Source organism: Psychroserpens sp. BH13MA-6, assembly GCF_052983595.1.
The window spans coordinates 1,004,033-1,016,651 of sequence record NZ_JBRJGE010000001.1; the positions used below are offsets into that span (position 1 = coordinate 1,004,033).

A 12,619-nucleotide genomic window follows, 5' to 3' on the forward strand; every position below is an offset into this window, starting at 1 on the left:
ACTTGGGAGTTTATAATAAAACTTCATATTTAGTGACTTATTTTATCTCAAAAGTTGTTTTTTTATCACCAATTTGAATAGTATATGTGCCTTTTGGAAGGTAGTAAGCATCATTTTTAGCTTTATTAATATCCATGCTTGTATTCTCTTTCATCAATGCTTTTCTACCGTTGTCCGTTAGCGTAAGATCATAGCTGGTATAATTAAATCCTTTATCGGCAGAAACCGCCATTTGATTGAGTAAAGCCCCCTTTTCAGAATAGACTTTAATAGATTGCTCTTTGCTCGCATTGGCATAAAAAGTAATTGCTACCTCAGGTTCAAAAGCTTCAAACCACTTACTCCATGAACTTCCCCATCTGGAAGAATGTCTGACATCTTTTACCTTAAATAAGTTGATATCTTTTGATAGCAGTTCGGCAGTCATTTGCTGAAGTGGTGCAATATCCGTTTTGTAGATACTTCGTCCGTGGGTGCCTAGAAGTAAATCCTTTGAATCTTCTTGAATGACGATATCATGAACAGCAACATTCGGGAGTCCGTTACTAAAAGCTTCCCAACGTTCTCCTTGATTAAAGGTTACATAGGCACCATTATCTGTTCCCAAATATAGGATGTGCTCATTTTCTGGGTCTTCTCTGATGACATTGACTGGTGAGGACGGGATATTGCTACTAATGTCTTTCCATGTCTTTCCATAATCATCACTCATATACGCATAGACTTTAAAATCATCCCATCGATAACCGTTAAGTGTCACATAGACACGTTCTTTTTTATGTTGTGATGCCACCACGCGACTCACCCAAAGATCTTTTGGAAAAGTACTAGAAATGTTGGCCCAACTTCCACCAGAATTTTTAGTAACGTAAACTAAGCCATCATCACTTCCCGTATAAATTAATCCAAATTGAAATGGAGATTCACTAATAGAGGTCAATGTTCCGTAGGCTACGTTTCCTTTTTTTCCACCATTGGTGAGATCATCACTAATAGCCGTCCAATCATTACCTTGATTCATGGAACGCATTAACTTATTGCCTCCCAAATACAAAATATCTTGATTGTGAGGCGATAATAATATAGGGGTTTGCCAGTTGAATCGGTAAGGTGTGTCTCCTAATTCATGTTTTGGCTGAATGTATACTTGTTCTTCAGTTTCAAGATTGAGTCGGAAATAGTTTCCAAATTGAAAACCAGTATAGACAATATGGTGATTTCTACTATCGATTTGTATTTGCATGCCATCTCCACCCATGATACTTTTCCAAGGGTATTGTCCACTTTGATGCCAGCTCTTATCTTCACGAGCGTTATGAGCACCTACCCAAACGCCATTGTCTTGTAAGCCACCATAGACATTATATGGCTTCTCGTTATCAACATTTATAGCATAAAATTGACCCACAGATGGCGAATTGTTCTTTATCCAATTCTCGCCATCGTCATAGGTGATATTGACACCGCCATCATTACCATTGATGAGGTGATCTGGATTCTTAGGGTTAATCCACAGTGCGTGATGGTCGGCATGCACATTCTCTGCACTAATAGACTTAAACGACTTTCCTCCATCTTTTGATTTCACAATTGGAACACCATAAATGTAAATATGATCAGCGTTATTTGGTGCGACATAGATATGTCCGAAATAATAGCCATAGCTGTAATAGATGTCGTCGAGGTAATCCTCATGAGTTTTTTCCCAAGTGATACCACCATCGGTACTTTTATATACTTCAGTTCCTATCACAGGTGTGTCAAAAAGCATGGAGTTCGCATCTTCCAAATACTTCGCTAGATCAATGGGTTTCACGTTGCCGCTTCTAACCATTTGCTTGACATTGTCTGCTCTATATTTTTCTTGAAAGCCATTCATTTTGAGGTAGGCATTGAGTTTTTTGTTATCCAATGAGAGAAAAGTTTCTGTAGACATGGACTTGAAGTCTTCCTTGGTTAAAGCATTAGAGCTTTCTTTTTTTCCTTCGGAAGGTCTGCGAAACTGACTATCATGCACGGCATAGACAATATTGTCATCGTAAATTGCCAATCCAATTCTACCAACACCTTGACCCGTTGGAAAGCCACTTTTTTCGGTAGACACTTTAGTCCATGTGTTACCAGCATCGGTACTTTTATATATGGCTGAATTATTGCCACTGCCATCGAAGTTCCAAGCTTTTCTGTCTTTCGTCCATGACGAAGCAAACATTAGATTGAAATTATTGGGGTTAGTCTGTAAATCAATGATACCACTCATGTTATCTACAAAGAGTTTTTGAGACCATGTTTTTCCACCATCTGTCGTCTTATAAATGCCACGCTCTTGATTTGGAGAATACAAGTGCCCAGTAACGCCAACAACAACTTCGTCAGGATTATTTGGGTTGATCAAAATACGGCCAATATGATGGGAATCCTTGAGTCCCATGTTTTCCCATGTTTTTCCTTGATCTGTTGATTTCAAGATGCCAATTCCTGCGTAGCTAGAACGCGAACTGTTGTTTTCACCAGTACCCACCCAAATGGTTCCGTTTTTCCAATCGACTGCGATGTCACCGACATTTTGAGTGTTGGAATTATCTAAAATAGGTTCAAAGGTTGTTCCATTATTCTTGGTATACCAAACACCTCCAGAGGCATAACCGACATAAAACTCTGTGGGATTGTCAGGATTGACAGCCAAATCTGTTACACGTCCGCTCATGACAGTCGGACCAATATTTTCAAAAGCGACATTTTTCACCAATGACGATTCTGAGAGTTGTTGCTTTTTGGTTAAAGCTGATTCAATAGTTTGTGGATTTGTCGCTGGCTGCTGTGCAAAGGAAATGAAAGTTCCAAGGCAAATGAGAAAACAAAATGGTTTGAACATAGTGTGTTGGTTTTTGATCTGCACTAAAGGTAATAAATATTGAGTTTGCAAATAAAAAAAGACGCTCAAATGAATGAGCGTCTTTAAGAACCATAGGAGTAAAAAGTTACTCTTTAATAAATTTCTTGCTAATGGCGATATTTTCCATTTGGAATTCAATAAAATACATACCAGCGTTTAATGGACTAACGTCTAGGCTATTCAAAGCATTAGATGATGGCTTATTCGATAAGACCAATCGACCTCTCATGTCGTATATTAAGACATTCTCGATAATTGTATTGGCTGTGTTGGAAATATGTAAAGTGGCTTTCGTCGGGTTTGGATATATTGAAATTTGAGTTTCAATTGTTGCTTCGTCAAGGCTCAATGTTAGACCTGAACATGCAGAATAGGTCATTAAGTCTTGTGCACAAACCTGATCTGCCACATTTCTATTCATGACATCTGTACCACCAGCGATATCACTAGCACCCAAATCTCTACTGTTTTGAGAATTAGCGATAGAATAATGCATCACTTCTCCAACATTAATAATATGTGCCAATTGGTGTCCATGACCTAATTCGTGTACGGCAACGCTTTCAAAATCCACTTCAAATCCGGTAGCGGTGTCCGGACCAAACTCCCATGATAGGACTGCAAAGTCACCAGTAAACACGTCATTAAAAACAATGTCAAGTTCTGTCACGACAACATCAATTCCTCCTGGAGAACCAGAGGCACAGGATCCAAATCGAGACGTACAACGACCCAAAACACCTTGTGGTAATTCGGTACCATTATCAAAACGTATGATATTCACACCATCTGCAGCAATCACATCTATAGGCGTCACACTACCAATTTCCCAATTGATTCCTGTCGTGCAAACCCAAGTATCAAATGCTCTTAAAAAGGACGCATTTGCAGCAGCATTCGCATCAAATTCCGTATTCATTTGCCAAGTATAACCACCATTTGCATTCGTGTCAAAGTGCTGCGAAGGAAAGTCTACAGTACCTGAACTGGGATTGATCTGTGAATAAAATACGGTCAGTGTTTGAGCAGAGATAACTTCACCTCCAATATCAGGGGTGACTCTAATGTCTCCTGTTCCAGCTCTTGAAGGCACTTCTACCACAATCTGGGAATCAGTCCAACTAACGATTTGACTATCTAAAGCGTCATAATACACAGGATTAAACATATTATCGACACCACCAAAATTAGCATCTCTGAAGGCAATTGTACCACTTGTTCCAAATCCACCACCATCAACGACTAATAAATCCTTGACACCACCATTCACAGTGGTTGGAGAAAAACCAGAAATGAAAACCGCACCATTACTGTCTCTGTTAGCGCTTAGGTTTTCATAAACAGTGTCAACATCAAAATCTGATATTTCCGTTATGGCAGCGTTATTTGTAAGTGATTGAATGGCACTGTAAAACTCCGTAGTAATTCCTTGTTGCGTTTGAAAAGGATTACGAACGATGTTATTTTTTAAGTCGTATTGATAAAAACCTTGCGATGAGGCGAAAGGCATTAACTTGTTTGACGTTGTTCCTTGGCTCAAAGCCACGTTGTTTGAATGAAGCATAAATACACCAGTATCACCAATATTTAATGTTAAACTTGGTGTTACGACTTCAGATTCTAAACCTACAGTTCCTCCAGGTGTCACTATTTCCACGAGGGTGCTTGTTGTTTGCCCTTTAAAGACTTTGTAGACTTCTACCGTATTAATGGTATAAATATTTTGTTGGTTGTCGTCCCAAAACGAAGTTTTGGAAATAACTCGGCCTTCAATAATTTGTGAAGACGCTTGGACTTGTGTTTGTAAAGGTACTTCAAACATTAATTCTTGTGCAGAGATAAACGTCTGAGATGATACGACTAGCAGGATTGCTAATAACAGGTGTAATTGCGTAGTTTTTTTCATGTGTATAGTTTAGAGTTAGGGTTGAAAATATGTATTTCAGCGGACAAATATAACAATTTGTCGGAAACAGCGCTATTAAAGTTGGTCATTAACACATACGATAGCGTTTAAGAGCCGGTTTTATGAGATGAATTAGTTTTTGAAATGAACGAAATTCATAAATAAACCACATTTGAGTTCTGAATTGCGTTTTTCTTTAATTATTTTTGAAGCTATAAATTACAACGCATCATGAAATACGATAGAATAGACCGTCAACTCTTTATAAAAAACCGAAAAAACTTCATGTCGAAAATGATACCGAATAGTTTAGCGGTTTTCAATTCCAATGATATATACCCAATTAGTGCAGATAGCACGATGCCGTTTCAACAGCATAGAGACATTTTTTATTTAAGTGGTGTGGATCAAGAGGAAAGTATCTTGGTCTTATTCCCAGATTGCCCGAAAGAAAAGCATCGTGAAATCTTGTTTCTGAAGGAAACCAATGATCATATTGCGGTTTGGGAAGGGGAAAAACTTACCAAGGAAGCTGCACTAGAAACCAGTGGGATAAAAACGGTGTATTGGTTAAAGGACATGGAGAAAATCATGTTTGAACTGATGACACAATGTGATACCGTGTATATCAATACCAACGAACACTATCGTGCCAACGTGGAGACAGAAACGCGTGAAGACCGTTTTACGAAATGGTTGAAGGACAAATATCCTGCGCATTCGGTAGCGAAAAGCAATCCTATTTTGCAGCGTTTACGTTCGGTAAAGGATCCCATTGAATTGGAATTGATGCAGCAAGCATGCGATATTACCAATAAAGGCTTCCGACGTGTTTTGGATTTTGTAAAGCCAGGCGTTTGGGAGTATGAGATTGAAGCTGAGTTCATGCATGAGTTTTTGCGTAATCGCTCCAAAGGATTTGCTTACACACCAATTATTGCTTCTGGTAATAATGCCAACGTGCTACATTATATAGAGAACAACCAAGAATGTAAAGCAGGTGATTTGATTTTAATCGATGCAGGTGCTGAGTACGCTAATTATGCTAGTGATTTGAGTAGAACCATCCCTGTTTCTGGAAAGTTTACTGATCGCCAAAAAGCCGTTTATAATGCCGTAAATCGCGTTAAGAATGAAGCGACCAAACTACTAGTGCCGGGAACGCTATGGGAACAGTATCATGTGGAGGTTGGTAAGTTGATGACTTCTGAATTGATAGGTCTTGGCTTGTTAGATAAAGCCGATGTGCAGAACGAAAACCCAGACTGGCCTGCCTACAAGAAATATTTTATGCATGGGACCTCGCATCATATTGGGTTGGATACTCATGATTATGGTATTTTAACAGAACCGATGCAAGCTAATATGGTTTTTACGGTAGAACCAGGTATTTACATTCCAGATGAAGGCTTTGGCATTCGATTGGAAGACGACGTTGTGATTCAGGAGCAAGGCGAACCGTTTAACTTAATGCGCGATATTCCTATTGAAGCGGAGGAGATTGAGGCGTTGATGAATTAATTTCTTTTTATTTTTTTCAATAACCCAACCCCTAAACACGTTAGTGCCGCAGGTAACACCCAGCCCAAGTTGTAGTTGGCCAAAGGGATATAGCTGGTAAGTTTTGATAAGTTATCGGACGGATTCACAAATCCCACCACATCGGGAATACTTAAGAGGAAGGTCACTAAGACCACCGCACGAAAAACCAAAGGTGTTGAAAAACGCGGTGGTAACACATTCAGAATAATCAGTACTATAGTAATTGGGTAGATAAACAATAACACGGGTACTGCCACAATGATTATGGAGTTAAAGTCTAATTGCCCAACCACAACGCCCAAGACACAACCCAAAACAGCTGTCACGACGTAGACGAGTCTAGAATTTCCCATGAGACCTTTAAAATAATCAGCAGTTCCTGTGATGATTCCTACAGCAGTGGTAAAGCACGCCAAGGAAATTAAAATGCTTAATACGGTATTCCCAAAACCACCCAACGAAGCAATGCTTATACCACGTAAGAGATTGGCACGTTGCATATCGTTACTTAACTGGTCATTGATATTAATTTCCGCACTAAAATAAGCACCCACCGATATCAATCCAGCATAAATGATAAACAAGCCTAATCCGGCAATCCAACCCGATTTGGCGATGAGGGCTTTTTTGTCTTCAAAACTCCCTGAATGTCTTAAATTAATGGAAATGATAATCACGGCACCCACTACAACCGCACCAATGGCATCAAAGGTTTGGTAGCCTTCCAAAATACCAGTCACTAAAGGGGCTTTAAATTCAGAGGTTCCAGTGATAAGTTCCGAGGAAAAGAGTCCGATACCAATGACTAGTAAAAGCATAATCACAATTAAAGGTGTCAAGAACTTGCCGATAAAACTCAATAGTTTCGAACGGTTCATGACAAAGACAAAAACCAAAGCAAAATAAATGGTACTCGTCATAATTGGTGAACTTCCAAAAATGGGATGTATCGCTATTTCGTGTGTAGCAGCAGCTGTTCGTGGTGACGGAATGGCCACAGCAATCACATAAATGATAATGCAGTAGATGAGACTAAATTGTGGCGACACTTTTTTTCCGAAGTCATACAAGGTGCCTTGCAGTTTGGCATGCGCTAAAATTCCTATGATAGGAATCACAACAGCGGTTAACATAAAACCGAAGGCTACCCAAAACCATTGGTCGCCCGCGTTGTAACCCAACAAGGGAGGGAGTAATAGATTACCCGCTCCAAAAAATAAGGAGAAGAGCGCAAAGCTGGTGATAAAAAGTTCTTTTCGGCTATTCAATTAGTTCGTTTTTTTAAGTTGGAGATCGTGAAAATCAAAACTGAAATCTGTAATAGGAGCAATATATTTCATCGTTGCGCCTGTCGCCATTCCAGATTCATCAAAACTGAAATTCACAAAGACATCTGCATCATAACTGCGATTATCCCATTTGGCTACAAAGGTCGTGGTGTTATAAGGCAATAATTCACCGTACAAATTGGAAGAACGCTCGCAAGTAATACTATAGGTCTTTCCATCGTAAGCAATGGTGACATCACCGAACCAATCGTCTGAATAGGTGCCCACAATTTGAGAAGGTTGAGGTAATGAAGAATCAGTTTTGAATCGCTTTACCTGATCATAAACACGGGTTTTGATACTGTCATTGTATTTGATATAGTTGGTATTACGTTCACCATAATATTGTAGCCAATTACGATTGTCGTAACCTAAGTAACTGTCCTTAATGGTATTCGTAATCGTATTAAAAGCCGAGCCATTCATTTGGTTGGTGAGTACGACAATGGCTAAATCCATATCTGGAATCATGGTGAATTGGGTTACCGTACCAATAAGGCCTCCAGTATGGTACACTTGTTTGTGTCCACCCTTGACATCAGTTAAAAACCAGCCAAGACCATAACCCCTGAAATTGGAATCATACCAATCACCTTTTCGTACACGTAATGGTGTTTGTAATTGCCAAAGTTCGTGCATTTGAGCCTCACTCAATAAACGTTTTCCGTCGGAAGTCACGGCGTCATTCATTAAAAATTGTGCCCAAGTCAACATGTCAGGTACGTTACTCACAATACCACCAGCTGGATTGGCTGTTTCACTCCAATCGTGTGGAATTTGAATCACCTCACCATCTGCCATGGTGTGGGCATCTATGATGTTGGACTTTTCTGTGATGCGATTATAAGAAGCTTTACTACTAGTCATTCCAACAGGTGCCATGATTTTGGTTTCAATAAACGCTTCCCATGTAAGTCCGCTCACGCGTTCCAAAACTTCGCCTGCAACAATAAACATATTATTGTTATACTGAAATTCACTACGGAAGGAACTTTCGGGTTTCAGATATTTCAGGTTGGAAATGATATCTTCAGTAGTGAAATTATTGCCTTCAGGAAAAAACATCAAATCACCAGCTCCTAACCCGAGTCCACTTCGATGTGTTACTAAGTCACGAATGGTAAATTCTTCGGTAACCCATGGATCGTGCAATCGGAACTCAGGAATGTGTTGCCGCACTTTATCATCCCACTTTAATTTTCCCTCATCTACCATCATGGCTAATGCAAAACACGTAAAGCCTTTACTGTTGGAAGCTACGCCAACGAGAGTATTGGCATTCATGTTTTTTTTATTTGTTAACGAACGAAGTCCATGGCCTTTAGCATAAACGATATCACCATCTTTAAAAATACCCACAGAGATGCCTGGCACTTCAAAAGTACTCAAGGTATTTTGAATCAAGGAGTCAAGTTGTTCTTCTGATATTTGAGCATGACTTGTACTTGAAAAAGCCAGCAGTACTAGAAAGAGTATGCGTTTTAAAAACATGGAATTATGAGGTTTATGATTTCAATCAAATATAGTAAATACTTATGCATGTTGCGATGAGAAAAGTTAGCAAATGATATCTTTGTAGGAATGATTTTAGACTATAAAAATGTTCCGGTGTATTATGAGGATGAAGGCCAAGGTCCTGTGGTGGTTTTGCTACATGGATTTCTAGAAAATTCATCGATGTGGAAAACGTTAAAACCTCAAATTTTAGAAAGTCACAGAGTGGTTTGTATAGATTTGTTAGGTCATGGGCAAACAGGTTGCTTAGGGTATATTCATACCATGGAAGACATGGCTGATGCAGTTTTGGCGGTTTTAGATCATCTTGCGATGAATGCCTATGTGTTGATTGGACATTCTATGGGAGGTTATGTGGCGTTAGCACTTGCTGAAAAGCAACCTGATTCAGTAAAGGGACTTTGTTTGATGAATTCAACTTACTATGCCGATGATAAAGCGCGTAAAGCACTGCGTAAAAGAGCTAATAAAATGGTTCAAACTAATTTTGAGAGTATGGTGCGTATGTCCTTTACTAATTTATTTTCTGAGGTAAGTAGAGTCAGCCATAAAAAAGCGTTGGATGAAGCATTATTAGAAGCGCTAAAAACACCAGTTCAAGGTTATATTGCAGCTCAGGAAGGTATGATAAAGCGCAGTGATAAATTAGCGTTTTTACAGGACTTGGATGCTGAGAAATTAATCATAATAGCCTCTGATGATCCAGTTATAGATCCTCAACGGATTTTGAATGACACAAGGGGAACGACTATTAGATGCGAAGAAATTGGCTTTGGTCATATGAGTCATATTGAGAATTTATCAGTATTATCTTACATAATAATGCGTTTTGTCGAATTTAAATACTCTTAGACGTATTATTAATATTTTTTTAATACGTTTATAATCCCAAATTTAAATGTCATGAGAAAACGAACTAAAACTTCAGGTCCTTTAAAGATTTACTGCGATATTTTTGGACACAATTATGAGATGACCAAAAAGGTCACATCTCATGTAAAAGAATACACTTGTAAATGCTGCAAGCGACAATTAACCACAAGTAGCAACGGTAAATTGACTGAATTAACACCTAAGTACCAAGAAATTAACGCGATTTTGGCAGACATCTACATGCGACGAATGTCTCGTTTAAAGAACAAAACGCTCAGTTCATCGATATATTAGCGTAAAATCCCACATTGTAAAAGTGTTTTTTTATATTTAGACATCCTCTATTTTAATAACTAAAAAATACTTTAATACTGTGAAAGGACTCTACTGCTCTTTTTTTGGACATCAATATGAAGTTTCAAAAAATATCACTTACCACGTTAAAGAATACAAATGCACACATTGTCAATCCCAAGTCACGACAAGTGGTAACGGTGGATTGACACCATTAACGCCCAAATACAAAGAAATCAATTCGGTATTGGAGCGTATTCACAATAAAAGAATTTCTAGAATTACCAAGCAAGAGGCTAAGGAGCATATCTCTAACGAAACATTGTTAGATTTTAGCCCGCATTATTCATAGCATTCCAACCTTTTGCAATAATTGGTATGGCTTGCTCTCCTCGAGTTATTAGATGCATACCGCGATTCTTTTCGGTCATAAATCCTATCACTGTCAAATTTGGATTTCCTTTGATTTTTGGAAAATCCTTTTGCGAAATGGTCATGAGTAATTCATAATCTTCACCACCATTTAAAGCAATGGTTGTACTGTCAATATTGAATTCTTCACAAGTGGAAATCACTTGTGGATCTAATGGAATTTTATTCTCGTAGATTTCAACACCCACATCACTTTGCTTGCATATGTGAAGAATTTCAGAAGACAAACCGTCACTAATATCTATCATAGCTGTGGGTTTCACTTCTAGAGCTTTTAAAAGTTCAATAATATCTTTTCTCGCTTCAGGTTTTAATTGACGTTCGATGATATAAGTGTAAGCCTCTAAATCTGGTTGATTTTTAGGATTCACTTTGAAGACTTCTTTCTCGCGTTCTAATACCTGCAAACCCATGTAAGCTGCACCGATGTCTCCAGAAACAACTAGTAAATCATTAGGTTTTGCGCCATCGCGATACACCACGTCATTTTTGTCCACTTCACCTAATGCCGTGACAGAAATGATGAGTCCGGTAGTAGAAGATGTGGTATCACCACCTACGACATCCACATTGTAAATTTTGGCAGCTGTTTCTATCCCAGCATACAACGCTTCCAATGCCTCTAATGGAAACCGATTAGAGACCGCAATAGATACCGTAATTTGACTTGCTGTTGCGTTCATGGCATAGACGTCACTTAAGTTGACAATCACTGCTTTGTAGCCTAAATGTTTCAATGGTGCATAACTCAAATCAAAATGCACATTTTCAACTAATAAGTCGGTGGTAATTACTGTTTGTTTGGCAGTCAAATCCAATACAGCTGCATCATCACCTATTCCTTTTACCGTCGTGGTATGTTTGATATCGAAATTTTTGGTGAGATGTTCAATGAGACCAAACTCTCCCAGTTCTTCTAAAGGTGTGCGTTGTGGGTTTTTATCTTCTATCATAATGCAAAAATAGAAGCTTTTTTCTGAAGAGCCTTGTTCATCCTATGAATTTTCAGACGATAAAAAGGCCAACACAATGCATTTCATCGAAAAAATAAGTGTTTTAGCGATAAATTACAAAACATACATTAAATTAGTCATCCCAAATTTTTACATCCCTATGCAAACCTACACAACCAACGAGCTGTCATGCTCAGTTTTTGGACATAATCTCGAATGTTCAAGCATGAGTCATCAAAAACGATTCATATGTAAAACCTGTCAAGCCATCGTTCATGTAGACGATCATGGTAATTTTGACAGTTTTCCAATTCACAATCATGATATCAAAACGGCGATTAAGCAATTATTTGTTTTGAGCCATCAGTATTGGCGGAAGCAAATTTCCTTTTTATAATGCTATAGAATAGCTTGATTGCGCTTGAGCGCTAAACATTAGAAATACTTATATCATCATTTGCTAATATAATGTTAGGTTTCATTGAAAAAACCTACTTATATCGTATATTTGCACTCTATTTAGATAAAATCTATATAACCCATGATTAAAGTATCAGAATCAGCTAAAAAGAAAGTCATTGAATTGATGCATGAAGATGGCTTCAGCAGCACTACCGACTTCATTCGCGTTGGCGTAAAAAGTGGTGGTTGTTCTGGTTTATCCTATGACCTAAAGTTTGATAAAGAGCAGAAAGAAGACGATAAAGTATTTGAAGACAATGGTGTCAAGATTATTGTAGATAAAAAGAGCTTTTTATACTTAATTGGTACCACTTTGGAATATTCCGGAGGGTTAAATGGCGCTGGATTTGTATTCAATAATCCCAATGCGAATAGAACATGTGGTTGTGGAGAATCATTTTCACTTTAAAAACGATGT

At 38.3% G+C, this 12,619-nt stretch carries 11 protein-coding genes; 6 read left to right on the plus strand and 5 right to left on the minus strand.

The features are described from left to right. Positions 1–37 precede the first annotated feature (37 nt). Positions 38–2,875: a VPS10 domain-containing protein gene (locus ACU8DI_RS04425; RefSeq protein ID WP_447111523.1), complete on the minus strand. Its 2,838-nt coding sequence runs from the start codon at positions 2,873–2,875 to the stop codon at positions 38–40. A gap of 106 nt (positions 2,876–2,981) precedes the next feature. Further along, positions 2,982–4,802, minus strand: a complete 1,821-nt coding sequence (locus ACU8DI_RS04430) for a T9SS type A sorting domain-containing protein (RefSeq protein ID WP_447111524.1) — start codon at positions 4,800–4,802, stop codon at positions 2,982–2,984. Positions 4,803–5,033: 231 nt separating this feature from the next. On the opposite strand from ACU8DI_RS04430, the gene ACU8DI_RS04435 reads away from it, so the two are divergent. Then, entirely contained in the window at positions 5,034–6,323 is a 1,290-nt protein-coding gene (locus tag ACU8DI_RS04435) for an aminopeptidase P family protein (protein ID WP_447111525.1), read from the plus strand. Here ACU8DI_RS04435 and brnQ read toward each other — a convergent pair. After that, positions 6,320–7,612, minus strand: coding sequence for a branched-chain amino acid transport system II carrier protein (gene brnQ / locus ACU8DI_RS04440; protein WP_447111526.1), 1,293 nt, complete (start codon positions 7,610–7,612; stop codon positions 6,320–6,322). The genes ACU8DI_RS04435 and brnQ overlap by 4 nt on opposite strands. After that, a complete protein-coding gene (locus tag ACU8DI_RS04445) occupies positions 7,613–9,163 on the minus strand; it encodes a serine hydrolase (protein ID WP_447111527.1) in 1,551 nt (516 codons plus the stop codon). Between the two features lie 90 nt (positions 9,164–9,253). Between ACU8DI_RS04445 and ACU8DI_RS04450 the strand changes: the two genes are divergently transcribed. The 3 genes from ACU8DI_RS04450 to ACU8DI_RS04460 all read left to right on the plus strand — a co-directional run bounded on the left by ACU8DI_RS04450 (position 9,254) and on the right by ACU8DI_RS04460 (position 10,706). Beyond that, on the plus strand, positions 9,254–10,039 hold the full coding sequence (locus tag ACU8DI_RS04450) for an alpha/beta fold hydrolase (protein WP_447111528.1): 786 nt from the start codon (positions 9,254–9,256) through the stop codon (positions 10,037–10,039). A 51-nt stretch (positions 10,040–10,090) separates the two neighbouring features. Further along, complete coding sequence (locus tag ACU8DI_RS04455; protein ID WP_447111529.1) at positions 10,091–10,354, plus strand: hypothetical protein; 264 nt, start codon at positions 10,091–10,093, stop codon at positions 10,352–10,354. A 79-nt stretch (positions 10,355–10,433) separates the two neighbouring features. Further along, on the plus strand, positions 10,434–10,706 hold the full coding sequence (locus ACU8DI_RS04460) for a hypothetical protein (RefSeq protein ID WP_447111530.1): 273 nt from the start codon (positions 10,434–10,436) through the stop codon (positions 10,704–10,706). Here ACU8DI_RS04460 and thiL read toward each other — a convergent pair. Beyond that, a complete protein-coding gene (gene thiL, locus ACU8DI_RS04465) occupies positions 10,687–11,739 on the minus strand; it encodes a thiamine-phosphate kinase (RefSeq protein ID WP_447111531.1) in 1,053 nt (350 codons plus the stop codon). The genes ACU8DI_RS04460 and thiL overlap by 20 nt on opposite strands. Before the next feature lie 226 nt (positions 11,740–11,965). Here thiL and ACU8DI_RS04470 point away from each other — a divergent pair, with 226 nt between their 5' ends. Together ACU8DI_RS04470 and ACU8DI_RS04475 are read left to right on the plus strand one after the other, a co-directional pair. Beyond that, complete coding sequence (locus ACU8DI_RS04470) at positions 11,966–12,136, plus strand: hypothetical protein (RefSeq protein WP_447111532.1); 171 nt, start codon at positions 11,966–11,968, stop codon at positions 12,134–12,136. A gap of 144 nt (positions 12,137–12,280) precedes the next feature. After that, entirely contained in the window at positions 12,281–12,610 is a 330-nt protein-coding gene (locus ACU8DI_RS04475) for a HesB/IscA family protein (RefSeq protein WP_447111533.1), read from the plus strand. Positions 12,611–12,619: the final 9 nt, after the last annotated feature.

Coding starts and splice junctions, on each gene's coding strand:
- ACU8DI_RS04425 (WP_447111523.1), bottom strand. CDS start 2,875: ATGTTCAAACCATTTTGTTTTCTCATTTGCCTTGGAACTTTCATTTCC.
- ACU8DI_RS04430 (WP_447111524.1), bottom strand. CDS start 4,802: ATGAAAAAAACTACGCAATTACACCTGTTATTAGCAATCCTGCTAGTC.
- ACU8DI_RS04435 (WP_447111525.1), top strand. CDS start 5,034: ATGAAATACGATAGAATAGACCGTCAACTCTTTATAAAAAACCGAAAA.
- ACU8DI_RS04445 (WP_447111527.1), bottom strand. CDS start 9,163: ATGTTTTTAAAACGCATACTCTTTCTAGTACTGCTGGCTTTTTCAAGT.
- ACU8DI_RS04450 (WP_447111528.1), top strand. CDS start 9,254: ATGATTTTAGACTATAAAAATGTTCCGGTGTATTATGAGGATGAAGGC.
- ACU8DI_RS04455 (WP_447111529.1), top strand. CDS start 10,091: ATGAGAAAACGAACTAAAACTTCAGGTCCTTTAAAGATTTACTGCGAT.
- thiL (WP_447111531.1), bottom strand. CDS start 11,739: ATGATAGAAGATAAAAACCCACAACGCACACCTTTAGAAGAACTGGGA.
- ACU8DI_RS04470 (WP_447111532.1), top strand. CDS start 11,966: ATGAGTCATCAAAAACGATTCATATGTAAAACCTGTCAAGCCATCGTT.
- ACU8DI_RS04475 (WP_447111533.1), top strand. CDS start 12,281: ATGATTAAAGTATCAGAATCAGCTAAAAAGAAAGTCATTGAATTGATG.